Raw genomic sequence first — 22,871 nt, forward strand, 5'->3', positions numbered from 1 at the left:
CGTTGCGCTTACTTGAGTGCCGGGCACTGCGCACCCGGATCGACGTTTTTGAACGACTCGATCACCTTGACCGAACCGTCCGCCTGCACCTGGCCCAGATACATCGTGAGCGGCGTGTGACGCTGCTTGTCCATCTGGATCTTGCCGCGCGGGCCGTCGAACGAGACTTGTGCGAGCGCGGGTATCACCTTCGCGGTGTCGACGGTGCCGGCTTTTTCGACCGCTGCCTTGTACAGGTAGATCGCTTCGTACTCGGGCACCGACAGATCGTTCGGCGTCTTCAGATCGGCGCCGAAGCGCTTTTGCATCGCCGCGAGAAATTGATGATTGGCAGGCGTGTCGATGTTCGTGACATACGAACCCGAAATGTAGATGCCTTGCGCGTCGGCGCCCATGCTTTTTGCCGTGCCTTCGTCGACGGCGAGATTGCCGTACGGCAGCTTGATGCCGGCCGCGCGCAACTGCTTGGTCAACGTGACGTTCGGCGCACCGCCGGCCGTCGATGTGATGATCGCGTCGGGTTTCGCCGCCTGCAGCTTACTGATGATCGACGTCCAGTCCGAGCCGTCCATCGGCAGGTATTCGTTGCCGACCACCTTGCCGCCCTGCTTCTCGATGTAGCTCTTCGTGAAGTCGAGCATGCCGCGGCCGAATGCGTAGTCGCTGCCGATCAGGAAAAACGTTTTGGCGTGCTGCTGCTTCATGAAGTAATCGACGATCGGCGCGACCTGCTGGTCGGGCACCCATGCGTCGACGTACATATAGCGGTTACACGAGCGGCCTTCATAGAACGACGTGTAGATAAACGGCACCTTGCCGCGCGAGACGATCGGCAAACCCGCGTTGCGCGCGGCGCTCGTTTCCATCGAGATCAGCGCATTGACCTTCTTGTCGAAAATCAGCGAATCGAACGCCTTTTGCGCACCTGCGGCGCCGCTGCCGTCGTCTGCCACTTCGAGGCTCACCTGACGGCCAAGAATGCCGCCTTTCGCGTTGATTTCGTCGACGGCGAGTTGTGCCGATTGCACGACCGACGGCGCAACGACGCTGTTCGCGCCGCTTAAGCCCACCGGCACGCCGATCCTGATCGGGTCGGCGGCGAACGCCGTGTGCAAGGTCATCAGTAATGCGGTTGCCGTTGCCGCGTAAGAGAGGCGTTTCATTGTTTTATGGCTCCTTGTGTCCGTCATTTCATCTGCTCATCTGCTTCGGTGCGACGTGAATGGGAAAAACGCGAACGCAAAAAGCCCGAGACCGGATCAACCGGTGTCGGGCTTCATTGGCCGTTGCCGCGCGGGACGCCGTTGTCGTGCGCGACGTAAGTGACTGGCTGACCGGCGGCGCGCGCCTGATCAGCAAGCTCTAAAAAGCAATGGGTATGCCAACTATCGTCGGCTCGGTGTCGGCTCGGCGCTCACGTGCGATTCAACAAGGGCCGACGCACTTCGCATATTGATCACTTGCGCCGCGCCATGCGCTGCGGGCATGATCGACAGGCGCCTCGCGCCATGTGCGGTGGCTAAAGCCGCACGCGAACTGTGCAAGCGTGCACCAACCATGCGCGGCATCGCACAAGCTCTAGCTTTCGAATGACATTCTCCGAGCGGCTCGAGCAGAAGCAGGCAAATCTGCGCACGATCCAGCGCGCAAAGCGCATCGTGATGGATGCGCGCAAAGTGTCCGAAGACGAGGCGTATCAGTTATTACGCTCGCAGGCGATGGTCAAGCGCGAGCAGATTGAGACCGTTGCAAGCGCGATCGTCAAGGCGTATGAGACTTTGAGTTTTTGAGCGGCGTTACGTGCGCGCTTTGTCTTTGCCCTCATGCGCGCCTTTCAGCGCAGTTGCGCGCTTTTCTGTGCGCTATGAACCGAACGTCAGGCTCGGCCACACCATTTCAAGTTCAACTGCGATCGATTTCGCGAGGCCATCGAGATCAGGGAACAGCGACGCGTTCGTGATGTTCATGCGGTATAGCCAGCGCATCGCGTCGCTGCGCAGGTCCGGCGGCAGAATGATCTTGCGCAGCAGTTCGGTGTCGCTTTCATAATCGTCGAGAATCGCGTGCAGCGGCCGGTCGATCACGCCCGGCACGACGAACGTGCCGGACTGCGCGATCAGGCGGCCGTCCATTTCGGATGGCTCACCGAACCAGATCACCTCGTTTTCGTTGCTGAGGAAATACCGCTCGAGATTGCCCTTCACGCGCGGGTCGAGTTCATCGCGCGTGAGCATCGGCGCTGCTTTCGGGCGGGCGCTGTTGCACCATAGCGCCGGTGTGTTCAACGCGAAGATCGCGGCATCGGTCGTCGTGCGTTCGAGCGCGAAAAATGCGGCGACGAACGGCGACTTCGTGAAATCGAGCAGGCGCGTCGGCGCGCCATGGTGTTGCATCAGGCTCAGGCAGCGCAGATCGTCATTGAGCAGGTCCGGGTTTGCAAGGTAATTGTGAGCCTTGCGCCGAAAGATGCGGATCGCGCGCGCTTCACGCGCCTGCCATTCCGCGCGGTCCGCAACATACGCGAGCAGATAGCGCGACAACGAGCTTTGCAGATGCCAGCGTGCGTCGGGCTGCCCGCGAAAGGCCCAGCCGTCGAGATCCGAACACAAGTCGACGAATGCGCCCCAGCTCGAGATAACCGTCGTTTCCATCGCGCCGTTTGCCTCCCCGTAAAACTGTCAACGGTAGCAGGCTAATCTTTTTAGCCTCGTTCGGCGCGAGTATAGAAGGCAATTGTTTCGCTCGTGCGTATTTTGCGTCGCGTCAGAACAGCACCACGGAGCGCAATTCGATGCTTTTTCGCGGCAGCGCGTCGGCAGGCGAGGTCGGATCTTCGAATGCGCTATGCGCGGTCAATCGGGCGATCCCGTCTCCGGCAGAATCGAAAATTTTCAGCAGCACGACTTCGTCGGGCGTCATCTGCGGAAAGTAATACCAACGGTGCTGCGCGTTATGCGCGAAGGTGTAAACCTCGCCGCTGGTGCCGTCCTGGCGGTGCAAATCGGTCGGGACCAGGTCGTCCGGCGCAATGCTGCGCGAATCGCACATCGCAAGCGGCGACGATTCGACCGGTGCAGCAATCGGGCGCCACAGGTTAATGATCGCCGTGCGCCCGTTGAGCCACTCGTCGGCTTCACCAGCGGGCGCGAGTTCCCGTACCCGGCGCGCGCCCGAGACGAAGGTCTGATCGTTGTGGATCGTCATGACCGGCTGGTGGCCATTCTGTGCCCGGGTCGCCGGGTCGGCATCGCGCAGCGTATGGTCGAAAATCACTACGCTCCGCGCACCGGTCAGGCGCTTGATCAACTCGATCGATTCGGGGTAGTACACCGCTTCGACGGCACGCGCGTCGGAGAAGTCGGCGAGTGCGCTCGTATGCGTATGCAGTTCGAAGCCGTTGCGGTCGATCGATAAACCGCCCGGCGGCGCCGCGACGCGTGCATTGACGATCGGCATGCGATACGCGCGGTAGGTGCCGGCTTCACGCGGCACGCCCGACGGCGGATCGTACATATAACGGTAAGGCCGCTCGCCGTTGGGCACCAGATAGTTCAGGTCGGCCTCGACCATGACGGGTTGATCGATGACGATATCGCTCATGGGTTTTACTCCGTCCTTTTGCGAAAAACAGATTCGGCGTGCGCGGCGGGTATGCGCTCAAATACGCGTTCAGGTATGCGTTTATACCCGCACGCCGTTTATGCCGGCCTGTCATTCAGGCGGCGGCAACTCGCCGGCGAGATGGAACATCTCGTACGTGTATCCCAGGTTGAAATAGCCGGCGCGTGCGTAGGCGGCAACGCGTTCGAGGCGCTCGGCCTCGGTGCGATTCGAGTGCTCGTGCGATGACTCGTTGGACCCAGCGGTTCGTAAATCGGTTCGCAAGCTTGAGCTGCGAGATTCAACCGTGGGTACAACCGCAGCATTGTCCGACTGTGAAAAAAGCTGCGTTCGACGGAACAGCGGCCGACGAAAAATCGATGCGAGACCCAGCATGGCACCCCTCCGACTTCAAAATGCCCTGATTCAACTAGCAAGCACGCTCGATGCAAACAAACAGGCATGACAGCGATGCTGCGGACACGCGAATGCATTAGCGTGCCGTTATCTGCATGATCGACAGGCCTGGCCTGGCTGGCTAGTTAAACTTCGACATCCGGGAGGGGTGAAGTCATTCCATGCTTGGCGAAAAACGCAAGCCCGCACGCGGTTGGCGAATGAATTTTCTAAGGCGTGCTTGCAGGACGTGCGGCGGATGTTAAGACACATAATAGAAGCGATGAACGCTTCCATGCTGCTTAAGCAAGCCGCTTCAACGAGATTTGAGGATTGCGCTTTTGAATTGCGGCGTGAAAAGCGTGTGCTCACGCGAGCTTACGGGAATTTACGCAAGCTCGCGAGCTCAAGTACCTTGCGGGAGCTATGACACGGCGTGAAGCAAGCCATCGCGCACCAGGCCCGCGAGCGACTTGCGATCGACCTTGCCGACTGCCGTCTCGGGAAGCGCGTCGACGAAATAGACTTCGTGCGGCACGTAAATGCGCGACAGTCTGCGGCGCACCGAATCGCAAATATCCTGCGCCTGCAGTGTCGAATCGCTCCCTGCCACGATCACCGCGACCGGAACCTCGCCCAGATCCCTATCAGGCTTGCCGACCACGCAGCAGGCTTGCACGTGCGTCTCGCTGACAATCACGTTTTCGATCAGTAACGGCGAGAGGTTTTCTCCACCGCGAATAATCACGTCCTTGATACGGCCGGTGACGTACAGGTATCCGTCTTCGTCGAAGCGGCCGAGGTCGCCGGTACGCAGCCATCCATCGGTAACGGTGCGCGCGGTCGCGTCTTCCGCGCCGAGGTAACCGGTCATCACGCTTCGACCGGCGATACAGATTTCACCTTCGACGCCGGGTGCATCCGTCATCGTGTCGTCGGCTTGCCTCAGCTGAACCGATTGCCCGCGCAGCACGGTGCCGACCGAACCGATCCTGCGCGCGTGGGGCGGATTCATCGTGCTCGTGCACGTTGCTTCCGATAACCCATACGAAACGATAAGCGGACAGCCGAGCTTCGCTTCCACTTCGCGGTGCAGCGCCTCGGTAATCGGCGCCGAGCCGCATCGCGCGATTCTCAGCGATGCCAGTACCGCCGGCGTGAACGTCTGCGACAGCATGCGCGAATACATGGTCGGAACGCCGGTGATGATCGTCGGTCGATGCCGTTCCATGAGCGCGGGCATGTCGTCGGCGCGGAAGCGATCGGCGAACACAATCGTTGCGCCTGCAAGCAACGGGGCAAACAGCTGGTTATTCACGCCATTCGTGTGATAGATCGGCATCACATGCAGCAGACGGTCTTGCGGCGAAAGGCCGGTGTGGGCGATTACACCCAGCGCGTTGTTCAACAGCGCGCGTTGCGTCAGTTCGACTGCTTTTGGACGGCCGGTGCTTCCCGATGTGAAGAGAAGCAAAGCGGGCGTCTGCGCATCGATAGGTGGTTCGCGCGTTGAATCGGTGGCTTTGGATTCTGCTTCAGCGTGCGTATCGAGTTCAGCGAAATTAATCGCCAGAATTGCGCTACCACGATTGAGCTTGAGCGCTTGCGCAAGTTCATTGTTGGCGGAATCGAAGACCAGTCCTTTCGCGCCTACCAGCGTCAATCGTTCATGGATTTCTTCGGCCGGCAATTTCGGTTCGAGTACACAAGGACACAGTCCGCAACGGATCGCCGCCAGCAGAACGATGACCGCGTCGAGCGAACGGCTCATTGCGATCGCGACTACGTCGCCGCGCGCGAGGCCTCGCGCAAACAGGTTTGCGGCGGTCGTCGCGGTTGCATCCGCTAGCTCTGCATACGTTAATGACCGCGTGCCGTCGTCAAGTGCGGTCAATGCGGCGACTTGCGGCTTGCTCCAGTATGCAGCGAACGCCTGCGCGAGCGTTTGCGCGGTGCTATCGGCGCCGCCATATGTGCCACTTTCAGTGCCGCTTTCCGTGTTCCGCGGCGAATCGGATTGCTTCAGCATCGTGCTTACCTCAAGCGAATGGCCGCGTCGTGTTCGAATTGCCCGTTCTGGTCGAGCGCGCGCAGCGCCTCGCGCTCGCGCGCGCTCGGCGGCTGCGTCGGCTCCGCACCGGTTGCATCGAATTCGAATCCGGTCCGCTCGCGCACTTCGTCGAGGCTCGATTCCGGGTGCCACGACTGAAGCGCGAGCCGGTTATCGCGCTTCACGAATACCGCGATCGGCGTGACGACGCCGTGCATGCCGCCCCACGACGTGACGAAATCGAGCTTCTGCACAAGGGTTCGGCGCGAATGCTCGGTACGCCATGTGCAGGCGCGACGCGCCGTCGGCAGCATGACGGCGCCGCCGCCGCCGCCCGGTAAGCGGACTTTCGGATGATCCCATTCCCCAATGCACGAGTTGTTCGCGCAACCGCTTCCATCGAGCTGTGCGGCGCCGAGGAAGGTCAGATCCATGCGGCCGCGTGCGCAGAGGTCGTAGAAGTCTTCGTTGGCGAAAATCGAGGCCGAGCCTTCAGCCAGCACAGGATCCGAACTCGACAACGGAATCGACGATGGCGTCGGATTTACGCCGCCCGCCACGTTGATATAGACGAAATCCCAGTCGTAGGCGCGCTTGGCCATCAGGCAGGCAAGCATCGGCAGTGTCGAATTCACGCCGCTAAAAGTAATTTCGTTCGGACGTATAAACCGTGCGAGATTCGTGACGATATAGGAGAAGCCTGACCACGGTTCATGCATGATGCGCGCTCCTTTCTTCCGGCGCTTGAGCGAGGTGCGCGTCGAGCACGTCCTGGCCCGCGGGCAGATAAGCCTCGACTGCCGCATAGTCGACCGCATACTTCGGCCAGCACGAGCCCGGCCACGCTCCATTGGGGACAATCGCGTACGCTTCGACCATAAAGTACGGAATCACCGTCAACTCCGGCTGAGCCGAAAAGTCTTCGTCCGAGATTTCTTCGGCAACAACGAGCACGCTTTTCGAAGCACGACTGATGATGCGATCCCAGTGATACGTGCCGGCAATGCGCACGTTGCCTTGTCTATCCACGCTGCTCGCATGGATCACGGCAAAGTCCGGCGCGATCGCGGGAATCACCCAGGTCGCGGCGCCACTGCCGTACGGATCTTCGATGCACTTCCAGTTGTTGATGCGTGTGAGGTCGCTGCCGTGCAGTCCCGCGCAGGGCTGGAACGGCACGCCGAATGCGGCCGCGCGCAAGCCCGCGGTCAGACTCGCGCATGCGTGTTCTTCGAGCTTGAGCGCACCGCTCTCGACCGCTTTCCGATAGTACGGAGCGAGGCCGAAATTGCCTTCCATTGCGACGATGCCGCAACGCGCGCGGCTTGCGACGCCGGCACGGCACAAGATGTCGATGTCGTAGCCCGGCGATTGCTTGACCACTTCGATGCCGCGCTTTTGCTGGCGAATCAGTTCACGCACGAACGCAAACGGGCCGCGATGCAGGAAGCTGCCGCCAAGGCCCAGCGACGCGCCATCGGGTACGCGCGCGACGAGTTCTGAAAGTGACACGCACTTGTCGGTGTCTGGAAAGCCGGAAGTCATAACGTCTCCTTCTGCGGATGCTCGCTGCGCGGGCTCGATGCCGGGTTCCCGGAGTTTCGATAAGCATCGATGCGGCGCTTGAGGCCGGGTTCGGCTGCTGAGCGTACCAGGGCGGCGAGATCGGCGTTAGCGTGGTCGTCGCGCAGTGCATCGCGCAGTGCATCGCTTAACAACGCGCGGCTTGCGGCCGGTAGCGAAGTGGCTCGCGCAACTGCATCCGCTACCACATGATCGCGCTGCTCGAGCGAGGCGACGCGCTCGATAAAACCATTTCGAACCGCACGGTCGACATCGAACGTTTCGGATGTCTCAAGGATACGCTGCGCTTCGAGCAACCCGACAATGCGCGCGAAACGGCCGGTACCGAGTACGAGGCCGAACTGCAGGCCCGGCATGCGAAACGTCGTGCCCGGCGCCGCGACGCGCATATTGCATGCAGCAATCAGGTCCACGCCCGCCCCGAAGTTTTTGCCGTGCGCGACGGCGACCGTCAACGCCGGCGACGCGGCGACACGCTGCAGCAGCGTTTCGATGCGCACGAATCGCAGCAGCAAGTCGCCTTCGCTCGCTTGCTCGACATCGGTCATATCGAACCCTGCGCTAAAGCAACGGCCCTCGCCTTGCAGAATGACCGCCGGCACATTCGATGTAGCGATTTCGTCAAAAGTGGCAATCAGCTGCTCGACGAGCTCGGCGGACAAGGCATTGTGCTTTTCCGGCCGCTTCAGCGTAATAGACCAGTATTCAGGGTACTTTTCGATTGCCAGCAGATTCATGCTTCGACCTCGCTTGCCGCGCCCGCGAGCAGTTCGCCGTTGTGTTCGCCAAGCGCGGGCGGACGCATGCGGATAGGCGGCGTTTCGCCGGAAAAGCGCACGGGCGACGCGAACGTGCGCGTTTTCACGCCGTTCGGCAATTCGAGCGGTTGAACCCAGGTCATATGTGCGACCTGTTCGTCCGCAAGCACCTGCGAATAGGTATTGATCGGCGCACACGGCACGCCTGCCTCGCGAAAGCGCGCGATCCATGCCTGCGCGTCCGCCGATGCGAAGATGCCTTCAAGGATGTCTCGCAGGACGACCTGATGTTGTGCCCGCAACGTCGTCGTGGCGAAACGATCGTCGGCTTCGAGATCGCTTCGTTCAACGACCTTGCATACCGCGCGCCATAGCGCGTTGTTGCCCGCGGCCATGCCGAACCACGTGTCGCGCGCCTTGAACGCCTGATACGGCGCGTTGCGCGGGTGCGCGGAGCCGAGCTTGACCGGGTCGCGGCCCGTGCCGAAATATTCGGACGTTTGCAACGCGGCGATCGCAAGCGTCGCGCCAAGCATCGGTACATCGATGTGGGTGCCGACGCCGCTGCTCTCGACGCCGCGCAAGGCCGACGCAATCGAGAACGCCGCATAGAGGCCGGCAGAAAAATCCGCGAGCGGCACGCCGCATTTCACCGGCGCGCCATCGGGTTCGCCCGTGATACTCATGATGCCGCTCATCGCCTGCACGGTGAGATCGAAGCCGCCTTCCTGCGCGCGCGGACCGGTCTGACCGTAGGCGGAAATCGAGCAATAAACGAGGTGCGGAACAAGCTCGCTGATCGCCTCGTAGCCGAGACCGAGACGGTCCATCACGCCCGGACGGTTATTTTCGATCAATACGTGAGCGGTGCGAATCAACGCTTTCGCCTGTTCGATGTCGGCCGCGTCTTTCAGATTCAGCGCGACCGATCGCTTGTTGCGATTCAGCGAAGCGAAGTTCTCGCTGTAGCCGTCGGAAATCGGCGGCCACGCACGCAGCGTGTCGCCGCCTTCCGGATGTTCAACCTTGATGACGTCCGCACCCATATCGGCAAGCAGCATGCCGCAATACGGCCCCGCCGCGACATTGCAGAACTCGATGACCCGGATTCCCTGAAGTGGCAATTCCATCTCAACCCTCGCTGATTCGCCCGATATTTTGTGCCGCCTGATTCGGCACCCTGATTAGTGCATTAGTGCATTCGCGAACGCGGTATTGCGCGGTTCCAGGGAATTCCCCTGGATGCCGCGTTGCCGCTTGACCTCATTTTGCAGCGGTGGGAGGATCAAGTAAACCAAAATTTGAGAATGTGTTCCTGAATTTTAGGAATCTAAATCCTTGGAGAGAGACAGAGATGGCGACGCACACAGCGCCCGATGCGCGAGCAGGTACCGTATTTCGCGTGGTAAGCGGAAATTTTCTCGAGATGTACGACTTCATGGTCTACGGCTTCTATGCGTCGTCGATCGCGAAGGCCATGTTTCCCGGCGATAACGAGTTCATTTCGCTGCTGCTGTCGCTCGCCACGTTTGGCGTGGGGTTCCTGATGCGGCCACTGGGCGCGATCGTGCTGGGCTCGTATATGGACAAGCATGGGCGACGCGCGGGTCTGATTGTCACGCTGACCTTGATGTCGATCGGCGTGCTGCTGATTGCGGTGACGCCGAGCTATGCGTCGATCGGGTTGCTCGCGCCGGTACTGGTGATTGCGGGCCGCCTGCTGCAGGGTTTCTCGGCAGGCGCCGAATCGGGCGGCGTGTCGGTGTATCTATCGGAAATTGCGCCGCCTGGACGACGCGGCTTCTATGTGTCGTGGCAATCGGCGAGCCAGCAGATTTCCGTGCTGATCGCGGCAATTCTCGGTGTCGTGTTGCGCTTCACGCTGTCGGCCGATCAGATGGATGCATGGGGATGGCGCATTCCGTTTCTGTTCGGCTGCTCGATCATTCCGGTGCTGTTCTGGATTCGCCGATCGGTGCAGGAATCGCACGTATTCAAGGCGCAAAAACCGCAATCGGTCGGCGATATTTTCCGTTCGCTTGCAACCAACTGGAAGATCATCCTCTGGTCGACGATGCTCGTAACGCTGACGAGCATCATGTTCTATCTGATCACCGCTTATACGCCGACTTATGGGCGCGCCGTGCTCGGCCTCAAGCCGATCGATACGTTCTGGGTCACGATCGGCGTCGCGATGACGACGTTCATCATGATTCCGCTGATGGCCGCGGTATCCGACAAGGTGGGCCGCAAACCGATGCTGCTCGGCGCGTCGCTGATTATCGCGCTCGTGTCGTATCCAACCATGAGCTGGCTCGTGAGCGCGCCGTCGTTCGGCACGCTGCTCGCGGTCGAGGTCGGCTTTGCGGTGCTCTACGCAACCTATCAGGCGTCGCTCGTCGTCACGCTCACGGAAATCATTCCGCCGAATGTGCGCGGCACCGGCTTTTCGCTTGCATACAGCTTGTCGCAAGCGATTTTCGGCGGCTTCACGCCGGCGATCTGCACGCTGCTGATTCACGTGACGGGGAACAAGGCGATACCTGGCGCATGGCTTTCTATCGGTGCGCTGCTTGCGCTGATCGCGACGCTGGCCGTCGTGCGCAGCGACAGAAACAGCGTGCGGGGAATATCGACGGTTACGTCGTGAAATCGTTCTGAAACGGTGGTGCTTGTCTTGCTTTCCCCGGCCAGAATGCGTGATAGACTTCCTATTATTTAGGAAGTCAATATGGACAAGACACTGCTTAAAGGTCTCGTCGTTCTCGAGGCGGTCACCGACCTCGAGCACCAGCCGAAGACCATCGAAGAACTGGCGACCCGTGTCGGGCTGACACGCAGCAACGCGCATCGCACGTTGCAGACCCTGATTTATGCCGGCTATGTGGAACGCGACGAACAGGCCGGCGGCTATCGCGGCACGATCCGCCTGTTCGAACTGGGGGCGCGTCAGCTGGCGCAGCTCGATGTGCGCAGAGTCGCGTTGCCGTTGATGCGGGCGCTCGCCGAGCGCACCGAAGAGACGGTGCATCTTTCGGTGCTGGACGGCCTGGACGTGGTGTATGTCGAGAAAATCGACAGCGCGCAGCCGATTCGCGCGTATTCGATGGTCGGCGGACGCGGCCCCGCGTATGCGGTCGCAACGGGCAAGGCGCTGCTTGCCTATCAGCACGACGGCTATCTCGATGGCTACGCGAAGCAGCTGACGCGCCACACAGCCGTGACGATCACGTCGCTGCCTGCCCTCAAGGCGGAGTTGCAGAAGGTTGTGCGGGCCGGCTATGCGATCAATAACGGCGAGTGGCGCGAAGGGGTCGGCGGTGTGGCCGCGACGGTGTTCAACGGGCTTGATCAGCCGATCGCGGCGGTCGGTATTTCCGGGCCGCTCGAGCGGCTTACTGCGCGCAAGATGAAGGAGTTTGCGCCCGATGTGGAGGCGTGCGCGCTTAAGATTTCGCGCGCGATGGGGCATCGCGGGCAGGAGAAAAGTTAAGCGGCCGCGACTCGAATCGGCGTGCGGCCGCCGCCTCATCAGCGTTTATGTCCGGCGGCTCTGAATATCCTGCACAAGCTTCGCGACCTGCTCGGCGCTCGCTCCTCTTACCCGCGCGTTGACGCGCGTGGTGCCGAATCCGACGAACAGCACAATTTCATTCGGCCCCGGCGCACCGGGCACCGACAGGACGATGCTATCCATTGCATCGTAATCCCAGGCATCATCAGCTCCGCCGAAAATCAGATCGATGGTGGCGCCGGCAGCACCGACCTTTGCGTTTCCTGGAATCAGCGCCGGGCCTGCCCCGAGACCGGTGCGCATCGCGAGGCCGAGCCTCGGATGGATCAGCGCCGCGCCATGTTCCGATTCTCCGTTCGTACCGACCAGCGCGGCCTTGCCATACGCCCGCGGACGCGCTTGCCCAGCGAATCGTTGCAATGCCTTTTGCGTCAGTACGGTGCCGATTTCGACGGACATTTCGGCGAGACGCGCAAGCGACTCTTCGGAAGCCGCGCCCTGACCGGCATAGGGATTCGCAAACACCGCGGCGGCAACGACATGAAGCGATGGCTGACTGGCCGTGCGGCCCGCCTCGCCAAGCGTTTCGCGTTCAATGACGTAAATCTGACGGATCGAGGAAATGACAGACGGCGTCTCCATATCTTCTCCCATGCGAAAGTGAACGATCGAGGGCGGCTACCGCTGGGCGGTCGCTCCAACAGAAGAATATGGCTAAACGCCGGCTGTGTCAGGTTAGCCGGTACGGGATGCCTCAAACCGCAATTGCCGCTTTGCAGCCGTTCATTTTCATTACAGCCTGACCGGCATTTTTATTCCGCGCCTGCATGTGCATGCCGGCATTCTTTCGTGCTGATTCGCTCTACGCGAAGTGCAAGGAATCACTAGAAGAAGTTTCATCAACACACGAATCCGCTGCATGTAGAGTTACAGCGGACATCGCCGTACCAATGGCTGTTTCACCGGTTTTCCCACTTGATGATCATGGACGAAACGACATGCCTCTCGTCACAGGAAATTTAAGTTCGGATACCTACGATAATATCGTGGTAGGTGGAGGATCGGCCGGGTGCCTCATCGCAGCACGGCTGTCCGAAGACAGGTCCCGCAAGGTGCTGCTCATTGAAGCCGGTGGCGCCGACGTCGACCGGCCTGCGATGGTCGAGCCGGCGCTATGGTCCACGAATTTCGGCAGCGACGTGGACTGGCGATATCGCACGGTTCCCCAGCGCCATGCGAACGGGCGCGTATTCGACTGGAATCGCGGCAAGGTGCTCGGTGGATGCAGCAGCATCAATGCGACGGTTTGGGTTTGGGGGCATCCATCCGATTTTGACCGGTGGGCCGCCGATGGCAATACCGGTTGGGACTTTGCCAGTCTCCAGCCCCTCTTCCGGCAACTCGAAACCACGTTGAGATCGGAAGACAATGACAGACGAGGTACAAACGGGCCGATGCGCCTCGCGTCCACCTCATGCGGCGTGCCGCTTGCCGAAGCGTTTTTTGAGGCTTGCGGGAGTGCCGGGCACCCCCGCCTTTCCGACGTCAACGGACCCGTGCAGGAAGGCAGCGGCACATACGATCTGACCGTCGCCGCGGGACGGCGCTTTAGCGTCGTGCATGCATTTCTGCACCCCGCCATCGATCGCCCGAATCTGACGGTCCTCAGTCGCGCGGAGGTCGATCGGCTGATATTCGCTGGAAACGATTGTGTGGGCGTGCGCTGTCGCCATGAAGGGAAACTGCGCGAGTTCCGCGCGTCCGGCGAGATCATATTGAGCGCCGGCGCATTGGCCACGCCGTACTTGCTGATGCGCTCGGGAATCGGCAATGCAGCCGACCTGGGCCAGGTCGGCATCAAGGTCATTCACGATCTTCCCGGCGTTGGCGAAAATCTTCATGACCATTGCTTCATCAACGCATTTTCAGCTGAAACCGCAGAACCCGTACACCGCGAGGGACGCCTCGGCGCGCATCTCTATACACGCAGCCACGAAGCGCTCTCCACACCGGACATCGAGGTCGTGATTTCCGGCGGCGCAATCGGCCTGACAGACGCACCGATGGAAAAGTGCTTCTCGCTGCAAACCGCGCTCTTACGCCCATTGAGCCGCGGCCGCTTGACGCTCGCTCATCGCGATGGCGACATCGATATCGACCCCAACTACCTCGCCGAAAAAGCCGACATCGATGCGCTGTGCACTGCGGTGGAAAAATGCTCGGAGCTCGCCGCCTCAGCGCCTATATCGCGACACTGCACGGGCAAGGTCCGCAAGCCACCGCATGGGAAAGCACAGATACTCGAATTCATCCGAAACAACATGGGTACTTATTGGCATCCCGTCGGCACATGTGCAATGGGCGCCGGAAAGCAGGCAGTGGTCGATGCGTCTTTACGCGTTCACGGCTTAACGAACCTGAGAGTTGCAGATAGCTCCGTCATGCCGTCGATCACGACTGGAAACACTCTGGCGCCCACCCTTGTGATAGCGGAACATGCCGCGCGTAGGATTTCGTTGGACACGCGGGCATAAACAGAAATTTCGTTAGGCAAACTGGCAAGTACTAAAACTGGACTAACCAGGCGGGCGGCGCAGGCCTCGCGCGGGTAGTTTGGTCACTCGCGAGGAAAATGTAGGTGCGCTTCAACTAACCTGTTAAATCAAATTTAACTGGTTTTGTCGATTTGCCGTGGAGAGAGGTTTGAAGAGGTGCTTGCGAAGCTTGGTGGGCCGGGTGGGATTCGAACCCACGGTGTCCTTTCGGAGGCGGATTATGAGTCCGCTGCCTGCAACCAGCACGGCGTCCGGCCCAAGAAGAAAAAGACCCGGTCGCAAGGCCGGGCCTGATCGCTGATTGGCCGACATACTACACGAAATCGGGGCTTCCGGGACTGCTTCGCGTACTACACGAAACAGCCCTGAAGCCCCGCGTGAAGACAGCGGCCCGACCGCTTCACTTCGTTAAAAGCGAAGCGGCCGACGACTCACGTCAGTTTCCTTCGAGGAACGACTTCAGCTTGTCGGAACGGCTCGGGTGACGCAGCTTTCGCAGCGCCTTCGCCTCGATCTGACGGATCCGCTCACGCGTGACGTCGAACTGCTTGCCGACTTCCTCGAGCGTATGGTCCGTGCTCATCTCGATGCCGAAACGCATGCGCAGTACCTTCGCTTCGCGCGGCGTCAGCGAGTCGAGCACGTCCTTCACGACGTCGCGCATGCTGGCATGCAGTGCGGCGTCGGCCGGCGCAACCGTGTTCGTGTCTTCGATGAAGTCGCCGAGATGCGAATCGTCGTCGTCGCCGATCGGCGTTTCCATCGAGATCGGTTCCTTCGCGATCTTCATGATCTTGCGGATCTTGTCTTCCGGCATCTCCATCTTCTCGGCCAGCGTTGCCGGATCCGGCTCGAGACCGGTTTCCTGCAGAATCTGACGCGAGATGCGGTTCATCTTGTTGATCGTTTCGATCATGTGAACAGGAATACGGATCGTGCGCGCCTGATCCGCGATCGAACGCGTGATGGCCTGGCGAATCCACCACGTGGCGTACGTCGAGAACTTGTAGCCGCGGCGATATTCGAACTTGTCCACCGCCTTCATCAGGCCGATGTTGCCTTCCTGGATCAGGTCGAGGAACTGCAGACCGCGGTTCGTGTACTTCTTCGCAATCGAAATGACCAGACGCAGGTTCGCTTCGGTCATCTCGCGCTTGGCCTGACGCGCCTTCAGTTCGCCGGCCGCCATCTGGCGGTTGGTTTCCTTCAGGTCCTTCAGCGGCAGCACGACGCGCGCCTGCAGGTCGAGCAGACGCTGCTGCTGTTCGCGGATCGCCGGGATGTTACGCGTGAGGATCGCGCTGTACGAATGACCTTCAGCAACGATCTTGTCCGACCACTCGAGGTCCGTTTCGTTGCCCGGGAAACGCGCGATGAACTCGGCACGCGGCATGCCGCACTTGTCGACGACCGTGTGCAGGATCTGACGCTCGACCTGACGCACTTCGTCCACCTGAGCACGCAGCGTGTCGCACAGACGTTCGACGGTACGCGCGGTGAAGCGGATGCTCATCAGCTCGTTCTGGATCGTTTCCTGCGCCTTCAGGTACGACTTCGACTTGTAGCCTTCCTTCTCGAACGCGCGGCGCATCTTGTCGAACCATTCGCTGATCAGCGCGAATTTTTCGAGCGACATGCGCTTGAGGGCCTCGAGCTGCGCGGCGTTTGCCGTGGCTTGCGCGGCGCCGTCGTCGTCCTCTTCCTCTTCTTCTTCGTCCTCTTCGGCTTCCTCGTCTTCGTTCTCGATCGCTTCCGCTTCCTGCTCCGAGAAACCGTCCGCGTCTGCGGCGTTTTCGTCGATCAGACCGTCGACCAGTTCGTCGATGCGGATCTCTTCGTTCGCGACGCGCTCAGCCATCGCGAGGATGTCCGCGATCGTGGTCGGGCACGCGGAGATCGCCATGACCATGTGCTTCAGGCCATCTTCGATCCGCTTCGCGATTTCGATTTCGCCTTCACGCGTCAGCAGTTCGACCGTGCCCATTTCGCGCATGTACATCCGCACCGGGTCGGTCGTGCGGCCGAATTCGGAATCGACCGTTGACAACGCAACTTCCGCTTCCTCTTCGACTTCGTCGTCCGACGACGCGGCGGGCGCGTTGTCGTTCAGCAGCAGCGTTTCAGCATCGGGCGCCTGCTCGTAGACGGCCACGCCCATGTCGTTGAACGTGCTGATGATGCCTTCGATCGCCTCGGTCTCGGCGAAATTGTCCGGCAGGTGGTCGTTGATTTCCGCGTAGGTCAGGAAGCCACGCTCCTTGCCTAGCTTGATCAGCGCGCGCAGCTTCGAGCGGCGCTCCTCGAGCTCTTCCGCGGTGCCCGGCTGCGTGGAGGCGAATGCGTCCTTCAGCAGCGCTTTCTCCTTCGCGCGGCGGTCGCGTGCCTTGGCCTTTTCGCCTTTGCCCGGAGCGGGAGTCGTTGCGGGTTCTTCGCTCTGGGTGGTTGCGTCGTCATCGACGGATACTTCGTTCAGCTTTTTCGTCATGGAGTTCGCCGTACCGGCTGTAGTCTCGACTCGCGGCTGGTGGACAACAGCCGGTTGAACCGTGGATACTGGAGATTCGCGCACTGCCGCATCGTCCTGCGCGGCAGCCGCGTCCCTTGCGTCTTCCTTCGGGCTTCCGGCGCCCGGCGGTTCCTTCACCGATGCGACAGCTTTCGCCGCCTGCACCGGAGCCGCTCGCGCGGCGGAAACGGTGGAAGTACGCTTCCGGGCTGGGGTGGCGCTCTGGGTAGACGTTTTTGTTGCGGAAGTTGCGGACCTGGCCTCTGTGACCTTCGTGGTCGGCTGCTCGGAGCCTTTGCCTGCCGCTTTCTTTCCGCCTGTAGTCTTTACCATTGCAATCGCCTTTCGCCTTTGCCTGGAAATAAAACCGCTGAAAACCTTTTATTATAGCACCTGCGTTTCAGCCCTTCCCTTGACACTTCCCCTTCACACCTTTTTTACCGCTTTCTCACAGCCCGAGCTGACGCTTCATGTCAGCGCACCTTTGACTCAAGCCGTTGAATTCCGCCAGTTCTTCCGGCGTATGTCTGGATTGACGAGCCAACTGATCAAGGCGTTCACGGGACGCGTCGTAGCGCATCTTGAGGCTCGCCGCTTTCAGTTCCTCGCCGGCGAGCCGCTCATGCTCGCGGCGCTCTTCGGCGACGCTCGCATCCTCGGGGTCTTTCAGCAACAAATCCCGAACGTTTTCATCATAGTCCAGAATTTCGCGAAAGATTTCCTCGAAGGTTGGGGCGTTCGCACCGTTGCGCAATAGATCGGACAGCAACTGAAATTCGGCCGTTTCGCCCAACGCTCGCGCGTGAGTCAGCACTTCCTCGAATAGCTCCGCATGACGGGTTACCGCCAGCAAATCGCGTTCTGCGTCCTCATCGAGCGTCGCAACGATGCGCGGATGCATGACGAGGTTGCGCAGCGCGCGTTGCTCGATACCGGTTACGCTGCGCCGGTCTTTACGCGCGGGTGCCGAGCGCGCCGCGGCTGCGATCCGCGCATCGACTTCGCACAGTGCGGCCACTTCGTCGAACGGCACATCGAGGCGGTCCGCGAACATGTGCATGATCTGCGCACGCAACGCATTGGCCGGCAACGCCTGCAACAGCGGTTTCGCATCGAAGAGCGCGCGCGCCCGGCCTTCGGGCTGGTCCAGTTCCTTGCCGGCCAGCACCTCGTTCAGCATGAACTGTGACAGCGGCATCGCACGCTCAACCTGCTGCGCAAATGCTTCGGTGCCGAATTCGCGCACGTAGCTGTCCGGATCGTGCTCGGTCGGCAGAAACAGGAACCGGATGGTCCGGTTGTCCGCCGCATGCGGCAGGCATGCGTCGAGTGCGCGGCGTGCCGCGCGCCGACCGGCCGCATCGCCGTCGAAGCTGAAAATCACCGTGTCAGTCTGACGCAGTAATTTCTGCACATGAATCGGCGTGCAAGCTGTGCCGAGCGTCGCGACTGCGTTCTGAAACCCCAACTGGGCCAGCGCGACGACGTCCATATAACCTTCAACCACCAGCACGTACCGTTGTTCCCTGATCGCGAGGCGTGCTTCGAAAAGCCCGTACAGCTCGCTGCCCTTGCTAAATAGAGGTGTTTCCGGCGAATTCAAATATTTCGGCTCGCCGCCGTCGAGCACGCGGCCGCCGAAACCGATGACCTGTCCCTTAACGTTTCGGATCGGGAACATCACGCGCTCGCGGAACCGGTCGTAACGGCGGCTCTGGCCCTGCGCATCCGCTTTGTCGCTGACGATGACGAGTCCCGCGTCGACCAGCGCATCGTCCCGATAATTGGGAAACGTTGCCTCGAGATTCTGCCATCCGTCCGGCGCGTACCCGAGGCCGAAGCGCGCTGCGATCTCGCCGGTCAGTCCGCGCTTTTTCAGATACTGAATCGCATTCGGCGCGCCACGCAGTTGCTTGCGGTAGAAATCGCACGCGGTTTGCATGACGTCCGATAGCGCTGTCGTGACCGCCTTCGATACAGCCGGCCCGTAGCCTTCGCTGCTGCCGCCATTTACGCCGCCGATACCGCCGCGCATCGACGGTTCGTGCGGCACCGTCAGGCCCACCGATTGCGCGAGCTCGTTGACCGCCTCAGGAAACGTCAATCCCGCATGCTCGATCAGAAACCCGATCGCCGTTCCATGCGCGCCGCAACCGAAGCAGTGATAGAACTGCTTAGTCGGACTAACCGTAAACGAAGGGCTCTTCTCGTTGTGAAACGGGCACAGCCCCATGAAGTTCGCACCGCCCTTCTTCAGCTGCACATACCGGCCGACCACGTCGACGATATCGACGCGGTTCAGCAGATCCTGCAGGAATGAGTGCGGAATCACGATACTTGCGTTGCCTTAAAAAGGACCGGGGGCACCGGGCCGTCGGATCGCTGACGAGCGTTCTGAACAGGATAGGACGCGCGCGCCGAAACGGACAAAGCAACCGCGCATGAGAATAAGCGCCGGGACAGCGGTCTTATTCCCGCGCGACTTTGTCCGCGGAAACCGGCTACTTCGAGAGCGCCGCCTTGACCTTCGCCGACACCGCGGTCATGTCCGCGCGGCCGGCCAGTTTCGGCTTCAGCACGCCCATCACCTTGCCCATATCCTGCGGGCCGGCGGCGCCTGTCTGCGCGACGGCCGCCTGCACTTCGGCGGCGATCTCGTCTTCGGACATCTGCGCGGGCATATAGGCTGCGAGCACATCGAGCTCGCCCTTTTCCTTCTCGACGAGGTCGGTGCGCCCTGCGGCTTCGAACTGGCTGATCGAGTCTTTGCGCTGCTTGATCATCTTGTCGATGACCGCGGTCACGCCGGCGTCGTCGAGTTCGATGCGCTCGTCGACTTCGCGCTGCTTGATTGCCGCAAGCAGCAGCCGAATCGTGCCGAGGCGTTCCGTTTCACGCGCGCGCATGGCGGCCTTCATGTCGTCGTTGATCTGAACCTTAAGACTCATCGTTCACCTGCCATACATTGTGAAGGTGTTGCGGGAATTGATCGTTCGCGCCGGGCAGGACGCTGCGTGCGCCATGCAGAACACAAAAACCCGCATGAAGCGGGTTGTGACGCGGGTTTCTCGAACGCGGACCTATCTGGCGCCTGACGGGCGCCGCGATGCGATCAATAGAACTTCTTCGGCAGCATCTGGCTGCGCAGGCGCTTGAAGTGCCGCTTGACCGCCGCCGCCTTCTTGCGCTTGCGCTCGGACGTCGGCTTTTCGTAAAACTCGCGCGCGCGAAGTTCGGTCAACAGGCCGTTCTTCTCGATCGTGCGCTTGAAGCGGCGCATCGCGACTTCAAAGGGCTCGTTTTCTTTTACGCGAATGGTCGTCATTTTTCAATAACGGTTTTGGGCAAAGGGATCGAAGTATAGCAGACGTTCTGCATAAAAGCACGAATGAGTCAAGCCCCAAAATGAGCCCCCGCACTTCGGCCCCGGCCGGTTACGTTGGACGGACAAACTCGGCCGCCGCCTGCCCCGCCGCGACGCCGGACGCCCACGCCCACTGGAAGTTGTAGCCGCCGAGCCAGCCGGTCACGTCGACGGCCTCGCCGATGAAATACAGGCCCGGCACGCGCGCGCTCATCATCGTCGTCGACGACAGTTCGCGCGTATCGATGCCGCCGCGCGTCACCTCGGCCTTCCGGTAGCCCTCGGTGCCGTTCGGCACGAGCGTCCAGCGCGACAGCGCGTCGCCGATCTTGCGCAGCGTCTTGTCCGGCAGATCGGCGATGCGTGCATCCGGCGGCACGCCGTGCGTGTCGAGCCACACGTGCGCAAGCCGCGCCGGCACCCAGTCGGCGAGCAGATTCGCAATCTGCCGCTTGCTGCCGGCCTTGGCGTCGATCAGTGCGGCGCAGGCGTCGCGTTCGGCGAGCAGGTTGATGTGGATCGGCTCGCCCGGCTGCCAGTAGCTCGAAATCTGCAGCACGGCCGGGCCCGACAAGCCGCGATGGGTGAGCAGCAGGTCTTCGACGAATGCACCGGCGGCCTTTTTCGCACCGGTTTCGAGGTGCACTTCGAGCGATACGCCCGACAGCGTCGAAAACGGTTCCCAGTCGGCGGCCGCGAAGGTCAGCGGGACGAGCGCCGGGCGCGTGTCGATCAGCTTGTGGCCGAACTGTTTCGCGAGACGGTAGGCAAAATCGGTCGCACCGATCTTCGGAATCGACAGCCCGCCTGTCGCGACGACGAGCGCGCGCGCGGCAATGCGGCCCGACTGTTGCGTGCCGAGCGTGAAAATGCCGTCTTGCTCACGGCTCACTTCTTCGACGACGACCGGTCGGCGCCACGCCACCTGGCCAGCGTCGCATTCGCTCTTGAGCACGTCGATCACCGCGTCGCTCGACTGGTCGCAAAAGAGCTGGCCCTTGTGCTTCTCGTGCCACGTGACGCGATAGCGCTTGAGCAGCGCCATGAAGTCGCGCGGCGTATAGCGCGCGAGCGCCGAGCGGCAGAAATGCGGGTTCGCCGACAGGTAGTTGGCCGGCCCCGCATGCAGATTCGTGAAGTTGCAGCGGCCGCCACCCGAGATGCGGATTTTCTCGGCGAGCCGCGGCGCGTGATCGATCAACGCGACGCGCCGCCCGAGCTGGCCGGCCACCGACGCGCACATCATGCCGGCGGCGCCCGCGCCGATCACCGCGATGTCGAAAGTTTCCATGGCGCGCATTGTAACTGCGGGCGTGGTGTGCCCGGGCGGCTGCTATGCCGCACTGGTATACTTTGAGGTTCCGTTTTTGCTCACGCGTTTTTGCTCATGTAACGGCACCTTCTGGCGGGCACCGCGCCGCGCGACGCACGCGAAACGCGCCTGGCGCCGCGAGCGCGAATCGCGTTCGCAACGCCGTCCGCCTGCCAGACTCCGACCGTCTTCCCGAACCATGCTCGTTCTCGGCATAGAAAGCTCCTGCGACGAAACCGGCCTCGCGCTCTACGACACGGGGCGCGGCCTGCTTGCGCACGCGCTGCATTCGCAGATCGCGATGCACCGCGAGTACGGCGGCGTCGTGCCGGAGCTCGCCTCGCGCGATCACATCCGCCGTGCCTTGCCGCTGCTCGAGGAAGTGCTCGAGCGCTCGGGCGCCGCACCCGCCGATATCGACGCGATCGCGTACACGCAAGGCCCGGGCCTTGCCGGCGCGCTGCTGGTCGGCGCGAGCATCGCGAATGGCCTCGCGATGGCGTGGGACAAGCCGACTATCGGCATCCATCATCTGGAAGGGCACCTGTTGTCGCCACTGCTCGTCGATGCGCCGCCGCCGTTTCCGTTCGTCGCGCTGCTCGTGTCGGGCGGTCATACGCAGCTAATGCGCGTGACCGATGTCGGCGTCTACGAGACGCTCGGCGAAACGCTCGACGATGCGGCCGGCGAAGCGTTTGACAAGACCGCCAAACTTCTCGGCCTCGGCTATCCGGGCGGCCCCGAAGTGTCGCGGCTCGCCGAATTCGGTACGCCGGGCGCTGTCGTATTGCCGCGTCCGATGCTGCATTCGGGCGATCTCGACTTCAGCTTCAGCGGCCTCAAGACGGCCGTGCTCACGCAGATGAAAAAGCTCGGCACGAACGTCTGCGAGCAGAGCAAAGCGGACCTTGCGCGCGGCTTCGTCGATGCGGCCGTCGAGGTGCTTGCGGCGAAGTCGCTCGCGGCGCTGAAGCGCACGAAGTTGAAGCGGCTGGTGGTCGCGGGCGGCGTGGGTGCGAACCGGCAACTGCGCGAGGCACTGTCGGCCGCGGCTAAAAAGCGCGGCTTCGATGTGCACTATCCGGATCTGTCGTTGTGCACCGACAACGGCGCGATGATTGCGCTCGCCGGCGCGTTGCGGCTGCAACGCTGGCCCGAGCAGGCGGGCGCCGACTATGCGTTCACGGTCAAACCGCGTTGGGACCTGGCTTCGCTCGCGCGCTGAGCTTTCG

20 protein-coding genes and 1 tRNA gene are annotated in these 22,871 nt (G+C 61.4%); 5 read left to right on the forward strand and 16 right to left on the reverse strand.

Annotated elements, in window-relative coordinates:
* Window positions 1-8: 8 nt before the first annotated feature.
* Window positions 9-1,163 carry a substrate-binding protein gene (locus KZJ38_RS35795; RefSeq protein WP_425518402.1) on the reverse strand — a complete coding sequence of 385 codons (1,155 nt, stop codon included), beginning with the start codon at window positions 1,161-1,163 and terminating at the stop codon, window positions 9-11.
* A 426-nt stretch (window positions 1,164-1,589) separates the two neighbouring features.
* Between KZJ38_RS35795 and KZJ38_RS35800 the strand changes: the two genes are divergently transcribed.
* On the forward strand, window positions 1,590-1,790 hold the full coding sequence (locus tag KZJ38_RS35800) for an ANTAR domain-containing protein (protein WP_219801724.1): 201 nt from the start codon (window positions 1,590-1,592) through the stop codon (window positions 1,788-1,790).
* Window positions 1,791-1,862: 72 nt separating this feature from the next.
* On the opposite strand, the gene KZJ38_RS35805 is transcribed toward KZJ38_RS35800, so the two are convergent.
* The 8 genes from KZJ38_RS35805 to KZJ38_RS35840 form a co-directional block, all read right to left on the reverse strand.
* Window positions 1,863-2,651, reverse strand: a complete 789-nt coding sequence (locus tag KZJ38_RS35805) for an FRG domain-containing protein (protein ID WP_219801725.1) — start codon at window positions 2,649-2,651, stop codon at window positions 1,863-1,865.
* A 112-nt stretch (window positions 2,652-2,763) separates the two neighbouring features.
* Window positions 2,764-3,600 (reverse strand): CmcJ/NvfI family oxidoreductase, encoded by an 837-nt coding sequence (locus KZJ38_RS35810; RefSeq protein ID WP_219801726.1) that lies wholly within the window; start codon window positions 3,598-3,600, stop codon window positions 2,764-2,766.
* Between the two features lie 111 nt (window positions 3,601-3,711).
* Window positions 3,712-3,996: a hypothetical protein gene (locus KZJ38_RS35815; RefSeq protein ID WP_219803825.1), complete on the reverse strand. Its 285-nt coding sequence runs from the start codon at window positions 3,994-3,996 to the stop codon at window positions 3,712-3,714.
* 424 nt (window positions 3,997-4,420) lie between these two features.
* Window positions 4,421-6,025 carry a class I adenylate-forming enzyme family protein gene (locus KZJ38_RS35820; RefSeq protein ID WP_219801727.1) on the reverse strand — a complete coding sequence of 535 codons (1,605 nt, stop codon included), beginning with the start codon at window positions 6,023-6,025 and terminating at the stop codon, window positions 4,421-4,423.
* 5 nt (window positions 6,026-6,030) lie between these two features.
* Window positions 6,031-6,765 carry a CoA-transferase subunit beta gene (locus KZJ38_RS35825; protein ID WP_219801728.1) on the reverse strand — a complete coding sequence of 245 codons (735 nt, stop codon included), beginning with the start codon at window positions 6,763-6,765 and terminating at the stop codon, window positions 6,031-6,033.
* Window positions 6,758-7,591: a CoA transferase subunit A gene (locus tag KZJ38_RS35830; protein ID WP_219801729.1), complete on the reverse strand. Its 834-nt coding sequence runs from the start codon at window positions 7,589-7,591 to the stop codon at window positions 6,758-6,760. The genes KZJ38_RS35825 and KZJ38_RS35830 overlap by 8 nt, the downstream gene beginning before the upstream one ends.
* Window positions 7,588-8,367 carry an enoyl-CoA hydratase/isomerase family protein gene (locus tag KZJ38_RS35835; RefSeq protein WP_219801730.1) on the reverse strand — a complete coding sequence of 260 codons (780 nt, stop codon included), beginning with the start codon at window positions 8,365-8,367 and terminating at the stop codon, window positions 7,588-7,590. The genes KZJ38_RS35830 and KZJ38_RS35835 overlap by 4 nt, the downstream gene beginning before the upstream one ends.
* Window positions 8,364-9,518 (reverse strand): CaiB/BaiF CoA transferase family protein, encoded by a 1,155-nt coding sequence (locus KZJ38_RS35840; protein ID WP_219801731.1) that lies wholly within the window; start codon window positions 9,516-9,518, stop codon window positions 8,364-8,366. The genes KZJ38_RS35835 and KZJ38_RS35840 overlap by 4 nt, the downstream gene beginning before the upstream one ends.
* A gap of 224 nt (window positions 9,519-9,742) precedes the next feature.
* Between KZJ38_RS35840 and tcuC the strand changes: the two genes are divergently transcribed.
* Window positions 9,743-11,038, forward strand: coding sequence for an MFS transporter (tcuC, locus tag KZJ38_RS35845; protein ID WP_219801732.1), 1,296 nt, complete (start codon window positions 9,743-9,745; stop codon window positions 11,036-11,038).
* Between the two features lie 81 nt (window positions 11,039-11,119).
* Window positions 11,120-11,881 (forward strand): IclR family transcriptional regulator, encoded by a 762-nt coding sequence (locus KZJ38_RS35850; RefSeq protein WP_219801733.1) that lies wholly within the window; start codon window positions 11,120-11,122, stop codon window positions 11,879-11,881.
* A 45-nt stretch (window positions 11,882-11,926) separates the two neighbouring features.
* On the opposite strand, the gene KZJ38_RS35855 is transcribed toward KZJ38_RS35850, so the two are convergent.
* Entirely contained in the window at window positions 11,927-12,544 is a 618-nt protein-coding gene (locus KZJ38_RS35855) for an amino acid synthesis family protein (RefSeq protein ID WP_219801734.1), read from the reverse strand.
* Between the two features lie 356 nt (window positions 12,545-12,900).
* On the opposite strand from KZJ38_RS35855, the gene KZJ38_RS35860 reads away from it, so the two are divergent.
* Window positions 12,901-14,436: a GMC family oxidoreductase gene (locus tag KZJ38_RS35860; protein WP_219801735.1), complete on the forward strand. Its 1,536-nt coding sequence runs from the start codon at window positions 12,901-12,903 to the stop codon at window positions 14,434-14,436.
* A gap of 191 nt (window positions 14,437-14,627) precedes the next feature.
* On the opposite strand, the gene KZJ38_RS35865 is transcribed toward KZJ38_RS35860, so the two are convergent.
* The 6 genes from KZJ38_RS35865 to KZJ38_RS35890 all read right to left on the reverse strand — a co-directional run bounded on the left by KZJ38_RS35865 (window position 14,628) and on the right by KZJ38_RS35890 (window position 21,618).
* Window positions 14,628-14,715: transfer RNA gene (locus KZJ38_RS35865), tRNA-Ile, on the reverse strand.
* A 178-nt stretch (window positions 14,716-14,893) separates the two neighbouring features.
* A complete protein-coding gene (gene rpoD / locus KZJ38_RS35870) occupies window positions 14,894-17,296 on the reverse strand; it encodes an RNA polymerase sigma factor RpoD (protein ID WP_219801736.1) in 2,403 nt (800 codons plus the stop codon).
* A 115-nt stretch (window positions 17,297-17,411) separates the two neighbouring features.
* Window positions 17,412-19,295, reverse strand: coding sequence for a DNA primase (gene dnaG, locus KZJ38_RS35875; RefSeq protein ID WP_219801737.1), 1,884 nt, complete (start codon window positions 19,293-19,295; stop codon window positions 17,412-17,414).
* Window positions 19,296-19,464: 169 nt separating this feature from the next.
* Window positions 19,465-19,911, reverse strand: a complete 447-nt coding sequence (locus KZJ38_RS35880) for a GatB/YqeY domain-containing protein (protein ID WP_219801738.1) — start codon at window positions 19,909-19,911, stop codon at window positions 19,465-19,467.
* A 164-nt stretch (window positions 19,912-20,075) separates the two neighbouring features.
* Window positions 20,076-20,288 carry a 30S ribosomal protein S21 gene (gene rpsU / locus KZJ38_RS35885; protein WP_075159061.1) on the reverse strand — a complete coding sequence of 71 codons (213 nt, stop codon included), beginning with the start codon at window positions 20,286-20,288 and terminating at the stop codon, window positions 20,076-20,078.
* Between the two features lie 109 nt (window positions 20,289-20,397).
* On the reverse strand, window positions 20,398-21,618 hold the full coding sequence (locus KZJ38_RS35890; protein WP_219801739.1) for a BaiN/RdsA family NAD(P)/FAD-dependent oxidoreductase: 1,221 nt from the start codon (window positions 21,616-21,618) through the stop codon (window positions 20,398-20,400).
* A gap of 220 nt (window positions 21,619-21,838) precedes the next feature.
* Between KZJ38_RS35890 and tsaD the strand changes: the two genes are divergently transcribed.
* Complete coding sequence (tsaD, locus tag KZJ38_RS35895; protein WP_219801740.1) at window positions 21,839-22,864, forward strand: tRNA (adenosine(37)-N6)-threonylcarbamoyltransferase complex transferase subunit TsaD; 1,026 nt, start codon at window positions 21,839-21,841, stop codon at window positions 22,862-22,864.
* Window positions 22,865-22,871: the final 7 nt, after the last annotated feature.

The sequence above is a fragment of the Paraburkholderia edwinii genome (assembly GCF_019428685.1).
GTDB classification, from domain to species: Bacteria; Pseudomonadota; Gammaproteobacteria; order Burkholderiales; family Burkholderiaceae; genus Paraburkholderia; species Paraburkholderia edwinii.